The sequence below is a fragment of the Burkholderia stagnalis genome (assembly GCF_039848545.1).
Taxonomy (GTDB): Bacteria; Pseudomonadota; Gammaproteobacteria; order Burkholderiales; family Burkholderiaceae; genus Burkholderia; species Burkholderia stagnalis.
On the sequence record NZ_CP156685.1, the window covers coordinates 1,040,610 to 1,055,187 of the forward strand.

Genomic DNA, 14,578 nt, shown 5'->3' on the forward strand with positions numbered 1-14,578 from the left:
GCGCCGCGCACGTCGCGCGGCTGGTTTCCTTTCGGGGGCGCGCGATTCGCGCGCCTTGCTGCATCATGGTCAACAACGATTCCCAGACACCGGTTCGTCCCGACGAGCCGATCCCCCATCGCAAGGTCATTCGCGCGTGGCTCGTGCCGTTCGCGACGCGCGAGATCATGCGCCCGGTCGCGCTGCTCGTGCTCGACTACCTGCTGCTGTTCGCGGCGTTCGCGGGCGCGCTGCTGATCCCGTCGATCGTCGGCAAGATCGCGTGCGGGATGGCCGCCGGCTTCATCACCGGGCGGCTCTTCATCATCGGGCACGACGCGTGCCACCAGAGCCTGACGCCCCATCGCCGGCTGAACCGCTGGCTCGGCCGCATCGCGTTCCTGCCGTCGCTGACGCCGTACAGCCTGTGGGAAGTCGGCCACAACGTGGTGCATCACGGCTATACGAACCTGAAGGGCTTCGACTTCGTGTGGGCGCCGCATACGCCGGCGGAGTTCGCCGCGCTGTCGCCGGTGCGCCGCATGCTCGATCGCATCTATCGCAGCGGCTGGGCGCCGGGGCTCTACTATCTCGTCGAGGTCTGGTGGCTGAGGATGTATTTCCCGACCAAAACCTATATCGGCGCGTCGCGGCCCGTGTTCCGGCGCGACTGCCTGCTGGTGACCGGCTTCGCGGCCGTGTGGATCGCCGCCGTCGTGTGGGTGGCGCTGGCGACGCGGCAGCCGGTCGCGCTGCTGCTCGCGACCGGCGTGCTGGTGCCGTTCCTGTTCTGGGTCTCGATGATCGGCTTCGTCGTGTACGTGCACCACACCGATCCGCGCATCGCGTGGCATGCGAACCGGACCGAGTGGTCGAATGCCGCGCCGTTCGTGTCGACCACGCTGCACCTGACGTTCCGCTTCGGCATCGGCGGCCTGCTGCACCACATCATGGAGCACACCGCCCACCACGTCGACATGAGCGTGCCGCTCTACCAGCTCAAGCCCGCGCAGGCGAAGCTGGAGGACATGCTGCCCGGGCGCATCGTCGTGCAGCCCTTCAGCTGGCGCTGGTATTTCGACACGGCCCGCCGCTGCAAGCTCTACGATACCGAGCACCATTACTGGACCGACTACCTCGGCAACCGGACCAGCGAGCGGACCAGCGCGCCGCCTGCGCCGGGCACGCCCGCGCCGGCGGGCGCCGAGCTGCGTCACACGGTGTCGTAATCCACGTAGCCGGTCGCGCGGCAGAAGCTGACGAGCCGCAGGCCGGCCTGCCGCGCGATCGCGATCGCGAGCGACGACGGCGCGGAAATGGTCGCGACCATCGGGATCCCGACGCGCGCCGCCTTGCGCACCAGCTCGTAGCTCGCGCGGCTCGACAGGAACACGAAGCCGTCGGTCGTGTCGGCGCGCGCCAGCACGAGCGAGCCGATCAGCTTGTCGAGCGCGTTATGGCGGCCGACGTCCTCGAACGCAGCATGGATCGCGCCTGTTGCGTCGCACCACGCGGCCGCGTGCAGGCCGCCGGTGAGCTGCGTCAACGCCTGGTGGGCCGGCAGCTCGCGCGCGGCGCGCGCGAGCGCGTCGGGCGCGAGGCGCGCGAGAAAGCCGGTGTCGGGCACCCGCTCCGGCGCCAGGTCGAGCAGGTCGATGCTTTCGATCCCGCATACGCCGCAGCCGGTGCGCCCGGCGAGCGCGCGGCGCTTGTCCTTCAGCGCGGCGAACGCCTGCTGGACGACTTCGAGATGGACTTCGGCATGCGGCAGCGGCGCGTCGGCGTGCAGGATCACCTCGATGTCCTTGATGTCGCTGCCGCGCGCGACGATCCCTTCCGAGATCGCGAAGCCGACCGCGAACGCCTCGAGGTCGCGCGGCGTGCACATCATCACCGCGTGGGAAATGCCGTTGAAGACGAGCGCGACCGGCCATTCCTGGCCGACGTGGTCGATCGCCGTCTCGGCGGCGTCGCCGCGCGTGCGGCGCACGGACAGCTCGATCGCGCCGCGCGGTTCGGCGGATTCGGTCGGATTCACACTGGCTCCCGTTGATTGGACGCGCGCGGGGCGGAATGCCGATCGGGCCGCCATTCGCGCGCAGAGGTTCTAAAATACCCCAGGCAGGCCGGCCGCGCCGGTATTCGCCACTTCAGGTCATGCCATGGGACTCAGCGACACGCCGTTGCTTTTCAATTTCGAACGCGATTCATCGGAAAATTTCACGTACATCCCGATGATCGTGCGTTTCAACCTCGACCGCTTCGGCTTGCGGATCTCGCTCGAGCAGTGGCAATTGCTGCCGCTCGAGGATCGCAAGCTGCTCGCCCGCTTCCCCGCCGACGAGGACACCGCGATCGAACCCAATTTCGACCACGCGCTGTTCGAGATGCTGCGCACGCACGCCGATCTCGAGCCGAGCTGGTTCCAGCCGGACGATCAGCCGACCTGGCGCAGCACCGAGCGGGTGCCCGATGCGCTGGTGCAGCAGAGTGCGCTGGCGGGGCTGCCGGCGCCGGACGTCGGGCAATGGCAGCGGCTCGCGCCGTTCCAGCGCTACGTGCTGGTCAAGCTGTCGCGCAAGCCGAAGCTGAACCACGATTTCCTGCCGGCGATGCGGGAATTCGGGCTGACGGCCACGCACTGACGCGGCGGCCGTGCCGGCCCCCGGACGTTACGCGAGCGGCGGCAGCGAGCGCGGCTTGCGGTCCGGGCCCGTCGCGACGTAGGTGAGCGTCGCTTCGGTCACCTTGACGACTTCTCCGGCAAGGCGCATGCGCTGCGCGAATACTTCGACGTCGACCGTGACCGACGTGTTGCCGGTGCGCGTGACGGTCGCATAGAAGCTCAGCAGGTCGCCGACGAACACCGGCTGCTTGAACACGAAGGAATTGACCGCGACGGTCGCGACCCGGCCGTTCGCGCGCTGGCTCGCGGGAATCGAGCCGGCGATGTCGACCTGCGACATGATCCAGCCGCCGAACACGTCGCCGTGGACGTTCGCGTCGGACGGTTGCGGGACGACGCGCAGGGCGGGCTGTTTTTGCGGGAGGGCGAGCGGGGAGTCGGTCATGGCGAAGCTTTCATCCTGTAATAAGACGCGCCGGCCCGCGCGGGCGGCCGGGCAGGCCGCCGACAGCGGCGCGAACCGGCTTCTGCGACAATACAACGTTCGCAAATTGTACGAGAAAGCGGGTGAGCCGGCGGCCATGCAGCCCGGCGCGCACCGCCGACCGCCCTGTCCCCCATGCGCCGATTTCCCGCTTCCGGCGAGCCCGCGCCGCTTCAATCCGGGCCCCGCAACGACTGGCAGACCATTCGTTCGCTGCTGCCTTACCTGACGACCTACAAATGGCGCGTGTTGCTCGCGCTCGGCTGCCTGATCGGCGCGAAGGTCGCGAACCTCGGCGTGCCGGTCGTGATGAAGCGCATCGTCGACCATCTCGCCGGGGTGCAGCAGCTCACCGCGCTCGGCCGCGCCGAGCAGTCGGCCGCGATCGTGCTCGCGGGCGGCGTCGGGCTGCTCGTGATCGCGTATGCGCTGGTGCGGCTGTCGACGTCGCTGTTCACCGAGCTGCGCGAGATCCTGTTCTCGAAGGTGACCGAGAGCGCGGTGCGCCAGCTTGCGCTGCAGGTGTTCCGGCACCTGCACGGGCTGTCGCTGCGGTTCCACCTCGAGCGCCAGACGGGCGGCATGTCGCGCGACATCGAGCGCGGCACGCGCGGCATCCAGCAGCTCATCTCGTATTCGCTGTACAGCATCCTGCCGACGCTCGTCGAGGTCGGCCTCGTGCTCGGCTTCTTCATCGTCAAATATGAGGCCTACTACGCGTACGTGACGTTCGCCGCGCTGATCACATACATCGTGTTCACCGTGAAGGTCACCAACTGGCGCACCCATTTCCGCCGCACGATGAACGAGCTCGATTCGCGCGCGAATTCGCGTGCGATCGATTCGCTGATCAACTACGAGACGGTCAAGTACTTCGGCAACGAGGAATGGGAGGCGCAGCGCTACGACGAGAACCTGAAGCGCTACCGCAAGGCCGCGATCCGTTCGCAGAACTCGCTGTCGGTGCTCAACTTCGGCCAGCAGGCGATCATCGGCACGGGGCTCGTGTTCATCCTGTGGCGCGCGACGCAGGGCGTGCTTGCCGGCAAGCTGACGCTCGGCGACCTGGTGCTGATCAACACGTTCATGCTGCAGCTGTACATTCCGCTGAATTTCCTCGGCGTCGTATATCGCGAGCTGAAGCAGAGCCTGACCGACATGGACCGGATGTTCGGGCTGCTGTCGGCGGCGAAGGAAGTCGCGGATGCGCCCGATGCGCCGCCGCTCGCGGTGGCCGGCGCGCAGGTGCGCTTCGAGCACGTGAACTTCGCGTACGAGCCGGCCCGGTCGATCCTGCACGACGTCACGTTCACGATCGACGCGGGCACGACGACCGCGGTGGTCGGCCACAGCGGCTCGGGCAAGTCGACGCTGTCGCGCCTGCTGTTCCGTTTCTACGATCTCGACCGGCAGGCGGGCGGCGCGATCCGCATCGACGGGCAGGACATCCGCGACGTGACGCAGGATTCGCTGCGCGCGTCGATCGGCATCGTGCCGCAGGATACGGTGCTGTTCAACGATTCGATCTACTACAACATCGCGTACGGCCGGCCGACCGCGACCCGCGACGAGGTGATCGCGGCCGCGCGCGCCGCGCATATCCACGATTTCATCGAGAGCTTGCCGAAGGGGTATGACACGCCGGTCGGCGAGCGCGGCCTCAAGCTGTCGGGCGGCGAGAAGCAGCGCGTCGCGATCGCGCGCACGCTGCTGAAGAACCCGCCGATCCTGCTGTTCGACGAGGCGACCTCCGCGCTCGACTCGCGCTCGGAACGCGCGATCCAGCACGAGCTCGAGCAGATCGCACGGCATCGCACGACGCTCGTGATCGCGCACCGGCTGTCGACGGTCGTGCACGCGCAGCAGATTCTCGTGATGGATCACGGGCGGATCGTCGAACGCGGCACGCACGATGAACTCGTGCGCGCGGACGGGCTGTATGCGCAGATGTGGGCGCTGCAGCAGCAGCGCGCGGCGGCGGGCGGGGAAGAAGCCGAGGAAGTCTGAGCGGGCCGGCGCACGGAGCGCGGCCCGCTCCGGTCAGCGCGCGGCGCGCAGCCGCGCGTCGAGCTCGCCGAGCTGCGCGGGCGTGCCGACGTTTTCCCAGATCCCTTCGTACAGCTCGCCGCTTGCCCGGCCGGCTTCGATCGTCGCGCGGAAGTACGGCGTGAGCGCGCGCCGCGTGCCGGGCGCGAGGTCGTGGAACATCCGCGTGTCGTACAGGCCGATGCTGCCGAACGTGACGCGCGCGGCGCCGTCGAGCGACAGCCGGCCGTCGTCGCCGAGCGCGAAATCGCCCGACGGATGGAACGGCGGGTTCGGCACCATCACGAGATGCATCGCGGGCGTGTCGAGCGCGGCCATCCGCGCCGCATGCGCGGCGAGCGCCCGGTAGTCGAATTCGCAGAACACGTCGCCCGCGACCGCGACGAAGACGGCCGGCCGGCCGTCGCGCTCGAGCAGCGGCAGCGCCTGCGCGATGCCGCCCGCCGTTTCGAGCGCGTCGACTTCGGCCGAATAGACTAGCCGCACGCCCCAGCGCGCACCGTCGCCGAGCGCGGCTTCGATCTGCGCGCCGAGCCACGCATGGTTGATCACGATGGTCTCGATGCCCGCCTGCGCGAGCCGCTCGATCTGCCAGACGATCAGCGGCTTGCCGCCCACCGCGAGCAGCGGCTTCGGGCAGGTGTCGGTGAGCGGGCGCATCCGGTCGCCGCGCCCGGCGGCGAAGATCATCGCCGTGGTGAGAGGATGACTCATCTTCAGAACGTATAGCCGACGTCGGCCGTCGTGCCTTCGAGCTCGTCGAGCAGCTTCGCGAACGGCACGAGCGGGCGGTAGCGCAGCGCGACCTTGCGCGCGTATGCGAGGAAGCGGGGGAGATCCGCGAGGTAGGCCGGCTTGCCGTCGCGGTAGTTGATGCGCGCGAACAGGCCGAGGATCTTGATGTGCCGCTGCAGGCCCATCCATTCGAGCTGGCGGTAGAACTCGCCGAAGTCCGGATCGACCGGCAGGCCGGCCTTCTTCGCCTTTTCCCAGTAGTACGCGAAGCAGTCGAGCTCGAATTCCTCGTCCCAGCTGATGAACGCGTCGCGCAGCAGCGACACGACGTCGTAGGTCAGCGGGCCTTCCACCGCGTCCTGGAAGTCGAGCACGCCCGGGTTCGGCGTGCAGACCATCAGGTTGCGCGGCATGAAGTCGCGCAGCATGAAGCGCTGCGGCTGCGCGCGGGCGCTCGCGATCAGCAGCGCGAAGGTGCGCTCGAGCGTGCCGCGCATCGCGTCGCTGACCGTCTTGCCGAGGTGCCGGCCGATGTACCACTCGGGCATCAGCTCCATCTCGCGGCGCAGGAACGCGTCGTCGAACGGCGGCAGCACGCCCGGCGCGGACGTCAGCTGGAAACGGATCAGCGTATCGAGCGCGTCGCGCATCAGCGGCCGGGCGGCGAGCGGATCGGCCGGGTCGAGCACCGAGATGTACGATGTCCGGCCGAGATCCGTCACGAGCATGAAGCCGGCGTCGAAATCGTGGGCCAGCACCTGCGGCGCGTGGATGGCCGCGCCGGCGAGCAGCCCGGCGACCTGCACGAACTCGCGGCATTTCTCGGGCGGCGGCGCGTCGACGGCGATCAGCGAGCCGCCGGGCTGCGACGCGGCTGCGACGCGGAAATAGCGGCGAAAGCTGGCGTCCTCGGACGCGGGCGCAAGGGTGGCGAGATCGAGGGCGTAGCGCTCGGCGAGCGGGTGCAGCCAGGCGGTGAGCGCGTCGAGGCGGGAATCGTCGGATGGGGGCGTCATGAAACTCGGAGGAGGGGGGAACGTCTTGCCATATAATACCCCACGACTTTTTTGACGCGCCCCGCGTCAGCATCTGCCGTGCAGGCCCGCTGCCTGTCGCGCCGTTCGCCCGATCGCCTCCCCTGGTTTGCGCTCAGCCGCAGTCACGGTTCGATTGCGCGGGCCGCGATGCGCGAGCGCACGGGTTGACGAGGGGCGATTCGCCAAACGATAGATGCCGCCCAAACCGCTATTCCCGAATGTTTTCCCCGGTGACGGGGTGCCGCGCAAACGGCGGCTCGCGCTCGCGCTCCTGGCCGTGCCCGGCCTCGTGCCGGCGGTGTCGCACGCGCAGCTGACGGGTGCGGCTGCGCAGCCGCAGCCGCTCGACTCGCCGTGGGATCTTCGCCTCGCGCCCCAGCTCGAGGAGCATCCGCTGAAGGAGGGCGCGAAGCCGGCCACCTTCGTGATCGCCGACCACACGAGCGGCACGGCCGAGCAGGACCTGGCCGCGAAGGGCTCGGCCGAGCTCCGCCGCGGCGACGCGGTCGTGAAGGCCGACGCGATCCATTACGACCAGGATACGGACACGGCCGATGCGTACGGCCAGGTCCGCGTGGTCAACGCCGGCACGTCGTTCAGCGGGCCCGAGGCGCATCTGAAGGTCGAGGCGAACCAGGGCTTCATGACGGCGCCGAAGTACCATTTCAGCACGACGGGCGGCTCGGGCAGCGCGGAGCGCGTCGACCTGCTCGACGCCGAGCGTTCGGTGTTCGTCAACGGCACCTACACCGCGTGCCAGTGCGCGACGAATCCCGCGTGGTACATCAAGGGCAGCCGCTTCGACTTCGACACGGGTGCCGACGAGGGCACGGCCCGCAACGGCGTGCTGTTCTTCCAGGGCGTGCCGATCTTCGCGAGCCCGTGGCTGACGTTCCCGCTGTCGGGCGAGCGGCGCAGCGGCCTGTTGCCGCCGACGTTCTCGATCAACTCGAACAACGGGTTCGAGCTGTCGCTGCCGTACTACTTCAATATCGCGCCGAACCGCGACCTGACGATCACGCCGCGCATCATCACGAAGCGCGGGGTGCAGACGCAGGCGACGTTCCGCTACCTGTCGGCGAGCTATTCGGGCACGCTCACGGGCGAGTACCTGCCGGACGACCGGCTCGCGCATCGCAACCGCTACGCGATCTACTGGCAGCACCAGCAGAACTTCGGCAGCGGCTTCGGCGGCTACGTCTACTACAACAAGGTCTCGGACAACACCTATCCGGAAGACCTCGCGTCCATCTCGAACCAGTTCGTGACCGGCACGCAGACGCTGTACCAGCAGGAAGCCGGGCTCACGTACAACAACGGCCCGTGGTCGGTGCTCGCGCGCTACCAGCACTGGCAGACGCTGCCGCCGTCGAGCGCGCCGCCGTACGGCCGCGAACCGCAGTTGAACGTGAAGTACACGAAGTACAACGTCGGCGGCTTCGATTTCGGCGCGGAAGCCGACTATTCGCGTTTCCGCATCACGACGGCCGACACGACGCAGGGCGACCGGGTCGTGTTCAACCCGTACATCGCGTACGGCATCTACGGCCCCGGCTACTTCGCGGTGCCGAAGGTCCAGTATCACTTCGCGTCGTACGACCTGAGCTACGTGGCGTCGAACACGCCGAACAATCCGAAGCGCTTCACCGAATCGATCCCGACGGTCAGCTTCGACTCGGGGCTGATCTTCGACCGCTCGGTGCGCCTGTTCGGCCAGGATTTCATCCAGACGCTCGAGCCGCGCCTGTATTACGTGTATACGCCGTACCGCAACCAGTCGAACGCGCCGCTGTTCGACACCGCGGAATCGGATTTCGGCCTCGCGGAGATCTACCAGCCGAACACGTTCGTCGGCAACGACCGGTTCGCCGACGCGAACCGCCTGACGGCCGGGCTGACGTCGCGCTTCATCGATCCGCGCACCGGCGACGAGCGCGCGCGCTTCATGATCGCGCAGCAGTACTACTTCACCGACCAGCGCGTGACGCTGAAGTCGACCCCGGCCGCGTCGCAGGCGCGCCACTCGGACCTGATCGCGGGCGCCGCGCTCAAGCTCGGCTCGGGTTTCGCGTCGGAAACGGCGTTCCAGTACAACCAGAACAACAACCAGCTCGTGAAATCGAGCATCGGTTTCGGCTACAGCCCCGAGCTGCGCAAGGTGATCAACGTCGGCTACCGCTACACGCGCGCGACCCAGACGCTCGATGGCCGGCCGATCAACCAGTTCCTGGTGTCCGCGCAGTGGCCGCTGACCCGCCGGCTGTATGCGGTCGGCCGCTTCAACTACGACTTCTCGGGCGACCGGGTGATCGACGGGCTGGTCGGCTTACAATACGACGCCGATTGCTGGGCGCTCGGGGTCGGTATCCAGCGGTATGCGAACGGCGTGAACTCGTCGCAACAGCAGACTTCGGCGACGCGGTTCATGGCGCAGCTGACGCTCAAGGGGCTGTCGAGCATCGACAACGGCCTCGTGAACGCGTTCCGGGCCGGGGTGCCGGGCTACATGCCGTTGCCGCCGGCGGCGCCGCCGCTGTCGCGCTTCAGCAACTACGACTAACGCCGGGGCGTCCGCGAGCGGAACACGGCGCCGGCACCGGATCAGCACGATTTCAATGGAGTATCAGTGGCAATGAAGAAAACCCTTCGCTTCGCGGCAGTCGTCTCCGGCCTCGCCGCGTCCGCCGCGCTGCTCGCCGCCGCGCCGGCCGCGGCGCAGGCGCTCGGCTCGCAAGGCGCGCAGCTCACCGATGAAGTCGTCGCGGTCGTCAACAACGACGTGATCACGGGCCGCGAGCTCGACCAGCGCGTCGGCCTGATCTCGCGCCGCCTGCAACAGCAGAATGCGCCGGTGCCGCCGCTCGACCAGATGCGCGCGCAGGTGCTGAACCAGATGGTGCTCGAGCGCATCCAGGTGCAGAAAGCCAAGGACGACGGGATCCGGGTCGACGACGCGGCCGTGCAGTCGACGCTGCAGCGCCTCGCGCAGGCGAACGGCATGACGCTCGACCAGTACCGCGCGCGGATCGAGGCGCAAGGCGTGCCTTGGAGCGTGTTCCGCGGCGACGCGCGCACCGAGCTGACGCTGTCGAAGCTGCGCGAGCGCGAGGTCGACGGCAAGATCACCGTGTCGGACGCGGAAGTCGCGAGCTATATCGCGAGCCAGCGCGGGCCGAACGCGTCGCAGCAGCAGGACCTGCGCTTCCAGCACATTTTCGTGAAGGCGCCGACCAATGCGCCGCAGGCCGAAATCGAGGCCGCGCAGAAGAAGGCCGAAGGGCTGCTGCAGCAGGCGGTGTCGGGCGCGGATTTCGAGCGCCTCGCGAAGAACAACTCGGAAGCGAACGACGCGAAGAAGGGCGGCGATCTCGGCTTCAAGTCGCCGGGCGCGCTGCCGGCCGACGTCGTCGCGGCCGCGTCGAAGCTGCGTCCGGGCCAGGTCAATCCGACGCTCGTGCGCGTGCCGGACGGCTTCGAGATCGTGCGCCTCGTCGACCGCCGCCAGAGCCAGGGCGCGTCGGCCGCCGCGCCGAAGATCGTGCAGACGCACGTGCGCCACATCCTGCTGCGCGTCGGCGAAGGCAAGTCCGAAGGCCAGGCGCGCCAGCAGCTGATCGACATCCGCAAGCAGGTCGAGTCCGGCGGCGATTTCGCGAAGTTCGCCCGCACCTATTCGCAGGACGGCTCGGCATCGCAAGGCGGCGATCTCGGCTGGATCAGCCCCGGCGAGACGGTGCCCGAGTTCGAGCGCGCGATGAACAACCTGCAGGACGGCCAGGTCAGCATTCCCGTGCGCACCGAATACGGCTACCACCTGATCCAGGTGCTGGAGCGCCGCGAGTCCGAAGGCTCGGTGCAGCAGCAGATGGACATCGCACGCCAGGCGATCGGCCAGCGCAAGGCCGAGCAGGCGTATGCCGACTGGCTGCGCGAGCTGCGCGATTCGTCGTACGTGCAGTTCAAGATCGGCGGCTTCGGCCCGCAGAACTGAGCGAGCCGCCGATGACGTCGCCCGCGCTGCATATCGCGATCACGACCGGCGAGCCCGCCGGCGTCGGTCCGGAGCTGACCGTGCAGGCGCTGCGCGACGCCGCGCGGCGCTGGCCGGACGCGCGCTTCACGGTGCTCGGCGACGCGGCGCTGCTCGCCGGGCGCGCGGCGGCGGTTGGCGCGGACTGGCCGGCGCTCGTCGCCGGCGGGCGGATTGCCGTCGCGGGCCAGCCGCTCGCCGCGCCCGCGCGCGCAGGCGAGTTGAACGCCGCGAACGGCCGCTACGTGCTCGCGCTGCTCGACGCGGCGATCGACGGCGCGCTCGCGGGCGAATACGATGCGATCGTCACCGCGCCGCTGCAGAAGAGCACGATCAACGATGCGGGCGTGCCGTTCACGGGCCATACCGAATACCTGGCCGAGCGCACCGGCACGCCGCGCGTGGTGATGATGCTGGCCGGCACCGGCGCGACGCCGCTGCGCGTCGCGCTCGCGACGACGCACCTGCCGCTGAAGGACGTGTCGGCCGCGCTGACGATCGACGGCCTGCTCGAGACGCTCGCCATCATCGATCGCGACCTGCGGCGCGACTTCGGCCTCGCCGCGCCGCGCATCCTCGTGACGGGGCTCAACCCGCACGCCGGCGAGAACGGCTATCTCGGCCGCGAGGAGATCGACGTGATCGAGCCCGCGCTCGCCCGCGCGAAGGCGCAGGGCATCGATGCGCGCGGCCCGTATCCGGCCGACACGCTGTTCCAGCCCCGCTATCTGGCGGATGCGGACTGCGTGCTCGCGATGTTTCACGACCAGGGCCTGCCGGTACTCAAGTACGCGACGTTCGGCGAGGGGATCAACGTTACGCTCGGCCTGCCGATCATCCGCACGTCGGTCGATCACGGCACCGCGCTCGATCTCGCCGGCACCGGCCGCGCCGATCCGGGCAGCATGATCGCCGCGCTCGATACCGCGGTCACGATGGCGCGCCATCGCCGCGCGGCCTGACGCGGCCCGGCAAAGCGGCCCGGCCCGATTCCATTCAACGCGTTTTCGTTTTTTTCAGTCGATGTCGAACAGCAGACAGCACCAGGGCCATTTCGCGCGCAAGCGCTTCGGGCAGAACTTCCTCGTCGATCACGGCGTGATCGACTCGATCGTCGCGACGATCGGCCCGGCGCGCGGCCAGCGGATGGTCGAGATCGGCCCGGGCCTCGGCGCGCTGACCGAGCCGCTGATCGCGCGGCTCGCGACGCCCGAATCGCCGCTGCATGCGGTCGAGCTCGACCGTGACCTGATTACCCGGCTGCAGAAGCGCTTCGGCCCGCTGCTCGAGCTGCACGCGGGCGACGCGCTCGCGTTCGACTTCCGCGCGCTCGCGGCGGCGGGCGACAAGCCGTCGCTGCGCATCGTCGGCAACCTGCCGTACAACATTTCCAGCCCGCTGCTGTTCCACCTGATGACGTTCGCCGACGTGGTCGTCGACCAGCATTTCATGCTGCAGAACGAAGTGGTCGAGCGGATGGTCGCCGAACCGGGCTCGAAGGCGTTCTCGCGCCTGTCCGTGATGCTGCAGTACCGCTACGTGATGGACAAGATGATGGACGTGCCGCCGGAGTCGTTCCAGCCGCCGCCGAAGGTCGATTCGGCGATCGTGCGGATGATTCCGTACGAGCCGCACGAACTGCCGGACGTCGATCCCGTGCTGCTCGGCGAAATCGTGACGGCGGCGTTCTCGCAGCGCCGCAAGATGCTGCGCAATACGCTCGGCGACTATCGCGAGACGATCGATTTCGATGCGCTCGGCTTCGATCTCGCGCGCCGCGCGGAAGACGTGAGCGTGGCCGAGTATGTCGGCGTCGCGCAGGCGCTCGCGGCGGTGCGCAAGGCCGGATAGCCAGCGCGGCGGGTGCGTGCCGCGCGCCGGACTTCGAGGCTGCCCTGGCGGGCAGCCTTGTTCATTGGTGCGGAGCGGCGATGCCGGACCGCGTCGCGCGCAGGCGCGTTGACGAAGCCGATCCCGATCGACACCAGCGCCGCGGCGGACACGAAGCGCCAGCCGACCGATTCGCCGAGCAGCAGCACGCCGAACGCGACGCCGAACAGCGGCGACAGGAACGTGAACACCGACAGCCGCGACGCGATGTGGCGGGTCGGCAGCCAGAACCACGACAGATAGCTGACGAACGCGACGATCACCGACTGTACGCGAGGCTCGCGACCGCCACCGGCGTGTGCGCGGGGCGCGCCCGGCGGGATCCCCCCGACTCTGGTAGAGTCTGCCGTTCAGGCAAGTCCCCATGGAGTACAAGAAATGCGTTTGCTGCACACGATGCTGCGAGTCGGCGATCTCGACCGCTCGATCAGGTTCTACACCGAGTTGCTGGGCATGAAACTGCTGCGTCGCAACGACTATCCGGAAGGCAGGTTCACGCTCGCGTTCGTCGGCTACGAGGACGAAAGCACGGGCACGGTGATCGAGCTGACCCACAACTGGGATACCCCGTCGTACGACCTCGGCACGGGTTTCGGGCATCTGGCGCTGGAAGTCGACGATGCATACGCGGCGTGCGACCGGATCAAGGCACAGGGCGGCAAGGTCACGCGCGAAGCGGGCCCGATGAAGCACGGCACGACCGTGATCGCGTTCGTCGAGGATCCGGACGGCTACAAGATCGAGTTCATCCAGAAGAAGGCGCACTGAGCGCCGGATGAAGCGGCCGCGGCGCGCGCGATGCGCGTCGCGAGACGGGCGGCGCGGGGTGTCCCGCGCCGCCCGTTCGTTTTCAGAGCGCCGGCAGCAGCTCGGGCGGGTGATGCTTGAGCGTATGCCGCGCTTCGCGGAATTCCGGAAAGATCGATTCGACGGTTTGCCAGAAGCGCGGGCTGTGGTTCATCTCGCGCAGGTGCGACAGCTCGTGCGCGACGACGTAGTCGATGATCGACATCGGGAAATGGATCAGCCGCCAGTTCAGGCGGATCTTGCCGTCGCTAGAGCAGCTGCCCCAGCGCGTCGCGGCCGACGACAGCGCATACATCGAATACGTGACGCCGAGCTTGTCCGCGTAGTGCGCGAGACGTTCGCCGAAGATCCGCTTCGCCTCGCCCTGCAGCCAGCCCTGCACGCGATCCTTGATCTGCTGCGCGTCGGCCTGCGCGGGCAGCGGCAGCGCGAGCCGCAGCGCGTCGCCGTCGAACGCGACGGTGCCCGCATCGGACGCGAGCGCGACCGTCACCGACTTGCCCAGGTACGGGAGCTGCGCGCCGTCGCGCCAGTCGATCTGCGGCAGTGCGCGCTGCTCGGTGCGCGTCTTCCATTCCGCGAGTTTCGCGAAGATCCAGCGCTGCTTCTCGGTGATCGCCGCCTCGATGTCGGCGAGCGTGACCCAGCGCGGCGCGGTGATCGTCAGCCCGCTGCCGTCGATCGTGAAGCCGATCGTGCGGCGCGCGGAGCGCTTCAACCGATATTCGAGCACCCGGCTGTCGAGCGCGAACGTGCGCACGCGCGAACGGTCGCGGGCGGGATCGGGCGCCGGGGCCGCGCCGGGCGCCGCGTCAGGCGGCGCGGGCGGTGCAGCGGGCGCGGACGGCGCGGCGGCCGGCCCGTCGAAGAGCGGCAGGTCCAGCTGGCGATGATCGAGGGCCACGACGGCAGGTCGTGGCCGCGGACGCTTCTTCATCAGTTCG

Annotated in this window: 13 protein-coding genes and 1 pseudogene; 8 read left to right on the forward strand and 6 right to left on the reverse strand. The window is 68.7% G+C overall.

Annotated elements, in window-relative coordinates; translation table 11 throughout:
* Positions 1 to 65: 65 nt before the first annotated feature.
* A complete protein-coding gene (locus tag ABFO07_RS04930) occupies positions 66 to 1,208 on the forward strand; it encodes a fatty acid desaturase (protein WP_059879887.1) in 1,143 nt (380 codons plus the stop codon).
* Here the strand turns inward: ABFO07_RS04930 and fdhD are convergent.
* Positions 1,193 to 2,017, reverse strand: coding sequence for a formate dehydrogenase accessory sulfurtransferase FdhD (gene fdhD / locus ABFO07_RS04935; protein WP_059879884.1), 825 nt, complete (start codon positions 2,015 to 2,017; stop codon positions 1,193 to 1,195). The genes ABFO07_RS04930 and fdhD overlap by 16 nt on opposite strands.
* A gap of 124 nt (positions 2,018 to 2,141) precedes the next feature.
* On the opposite strand from fdhD, the gene ABFO07_RS04940 reads away from it, so the two are divergent.
* Positions 2,142 to 2,624, forward strand: a complete 483-nt coding sequence (locus tag ABFO07_RS04940; protein ID WP_059566104.1) for a nitrate reductase associated protein — start codon at positions 2,142 to 2,144, stop codon at positions 2,622 to 2,624.
* Between the two features lie 27 nt (positions 2,625 to 2,651).
* On the opposite strand, the gene ABFO07_RS04945 is transcribed toward ABFO07_RS04940, so the two are convergent.
* Positions 2,652 to 3,050: an acyl-CoA thioesterase gene (locus tag ABFO07_RS04945; protein ID WP_059566103.1), complete on the reverse strand. Its 399-nt coding sequence runs from the start codon at positions 3,048 to 3,050 to the stop codon at positions 2,652 to 2,654.
* A gap of 174 nt (positions 3,051 to 3,224) precedes the next feature.
* Here ABFO07_RS04945 and ABFO07_RS04950 point away from each other — a divergent pair, with 174 nt between their 5' ends.
* The gene (locus tag ABFO07_RS04950) at positions 3,225 to 5,096 is read left to right on the forward strand and encodes an ABCB family ABC transporter ATP-binding protein/permease (RefSeq protein WP_059566102.1); all 1,872 of its coding nucleotides are present in this window, start codon (positions 3,225 to 3,227) and stop codon (positions 5,094 to 5,096) included.
* A 33-nt stretch (positions 5,097 to 5,129) separates the two neighbouring features.
* Here ABFO07_RS04950 and murU read toward each other — a convergent pair whose 3' ends face one another.
* Positions 5,130 to 5,849 carry an N-acetylmuramate alpha-1-phosphate uridylyltransferase MurU gene (murU, locus tag ABFO07_RS04955; protein ID WP_059958500.1) on the reverse strand — a complete coding sequence of 240 codons (720 nt, stop codon included), beginning with the start codon at positions 5,847 to 5,849 and terminating at the stop codon, positions 5,130 to 5,132.
* 2 nt (positions 5,850 to 5,851) lie between these two features.
* Entirely contained in the window at positions 5,852 to 6,886 is a 1,035-nt protein-coding gene (locus ABFO07_RS04960) for an aminoglycoside phosphotransferase family protein (protein ID WP_060149650.1), read from the reverse strand.
* A 214-nt stretch (positions 6,887 to 7,100) separates the two neighbouring features.
* Between ABFO07_RS04960 and ABFO07_RS04965 the strand changes: the two genes are divergently transcribed.
* The 4 genes from ABFO07_RS04965 (at position 7,101) to rsmA (ending at position 12,788) form a co-directional block, all read left to right on the forward strand.
* The gene (locus ABFO07_RS04965; RefSeq protein WP_060149651.1) at positions 7,101 to 9,467 is read left to right on the forward strand and encodes an LPS-assembly protein LptD; all 2,367 of its coding nucleotides are present in this window, start codon (positions 7,101 to 7,103) and stop codon (positions 9,465 to 9,467) included.
* A 72-nt stretch (positions 9,468 to 9,539) separates the two neighbouring features.
* Positions 9,540 to 10,898 (forward strand): peptidylprolyl isomerase, encoded by a 1,359-nt coding sequence (locus ABFO07_RS04970; RefSeq protein WP_059879869.1) that lies wholly within the window; start codon positions 9,540 to 9,542, stop codon positions 10,896 to 10,898.
* 11 nt (positions 10,899 to 10,909) lie between these two features.
* The gene (gene pdxA / locus ABFO07_RS04975) at positions 10,910 to 11,899 is read left to right on the forward strand and encodes a 4-hydroxythreonine-4-phosphate dehydrogenase PdxA (RefSeq protein WP_059906585.1); all 990 of its coding nucleotides are present in this window, start codon (positions 10,910 to 10,912) and stop codon (positions 11,897 to 11,899) included.
* Between the two features lie 61 nt (positions 11,900 to 11,960).
* The gene (gene rsmA, locus ABFO07_RS04980) at positions 11,961 to 12,788 is read left to right on the forward strand and encodes a 16S rRNA (adenine(1518)-N(6)/adenine(1519)-N(6))-dimethyltransferase RsmA (RefSeq protein WP_059804019.1); all 828 of its coding nucleotides are present in this window, start codon (positions 11,961 to 11,963) and stop codon (positions 12,786 to 12,788) included.
* A 95-nt stretch (positions 12,789 to 12,883) separates the two neighbouring features.
* Here rsmA and ABFO07_RS04985 read toward each other — a convergent pair.
* Positions 12,884 to 13,125, reverse strand: a pseudogene (locus ABFO07_RS04985) (EamA family transporter); the annotation flags it as partial.
* Positions 13,126 to 13,205: 80 nt separating this feature from the next.
* Here ABFO07_RS04985 and gloA point away from each other — a divergent pair.
* Positions 13,206 to 13,595, forward strand: a complete 390-nt coding sequence (gloA, locus tag ABFO07_RS04990) for a lactoylglutathione lyase (RefSeq protein WP_060014576.1) — start codon at positions 13,206 to 13,208, stop codon at positions 13,593 to 13,595.
* Positions 13,596 to 13,677: 82 nt separating this feature from the next.
* On the opposite strand, the gene ABFO07_RS04995 is transcribed toward gloA, so the two are convergent.
* Positions 13,678 to 14,571, reverse strand: a complete 894-nt coding sequence (locus tag ABFO07_RS04995) for a M48 family metallopeptidase (protein ID WP_059566093.1) — start codon at positions 14,569 to 14,571, stop codon at positions 13,678 to 13,680.
* Positions 14,572 to 14,578: the final 7 nt, after the last annotated feature.

Bases quoted from the DNA above. Each gene is read 5' to 3' on its own strand.
- ABFO07_RS04930 (WP_059879887.1), top strand. From the start codon at position 66: ATGGTCAACAACGATTCCCAGACACCGGTTCGTCCCGACGAGCCGATC.
- ABFO07_RS04940 (WP_059566104.1), top strand. From the start codon at position 2,142: ATGGGACTCAGCGACACGCCGTTGCTTTTCAATTTCGAACGCGATTCA.
- ABFO07_RS04945 (WP_059566103.1), bottom strand. From the start codon at position 3,050: ATGACCGACTCCCCGCTCGCCCTCCCGCAAAAACAGCCCGCCCTGCGC.
- ABFO07_RS04950 (WP_059566102.1), top strand. From the start codon at position 3,225: ATGCGCCGATTTCCCGCTTCCGGCGAGCCCGCGCCGCTTCAATCCGGG.
- murU (WP_059958500.1), bottom strand. From the start codon at position 5,849: ATGAGTCATCCTCTCACCACGGCGATGATCTTCGCCGCCGGGCGCGGC.
- ABFO07_RS04960 (WP_060149650.1), bottom strand. From the start codon at position 6,886: ATGACGCCCCCATCCGACGATTCCCGCCTCGACGCGCTCACCGCCTGG.
- ABFO07_RS04965 (WP_060149651.1), top strand. From the start codon at position 7,101: ATGCCGCCCAAACCGCTATTCCCGAATGTTTTCCCCGGTGACGGGGTG.
- ABFO07_RS04970 (WP_059879869.1), top strand. From the start codon at position 9,540: ATGAAGAAAACCCTTCGCTTCGCGGCAGTCGTCTCCGGCCTCGCCGCG.
- pdxA (WP_059906585.1), top strand. From the start codon at position 10,910: ATGACGTCGCCCGCGCTGCATATCGCGATCACGACCGGCGAGCCCGCC.
- rsmA (WP_059804019.1), top strand. From the start codon at position 11,961: ATGTCGAACAGCAGACAGCACCAGGGCCATTTCGCGCGCAAGCGCTTC.
- gloA (WP_060014576.1), top strand. From the start codon at position 13,206: ATGCGTTTGCTGCACACGATGCTGCGAGTCGGCGATCTCGACCGCTCG.
- ABFO07_RS04995 (WP_059566093.1), bottom strand. From the start codon at position 14,571: ATGAAGAAGCGTCCGCGGCCACGACCTGCCGTCGTGGCCCTCGATCAT.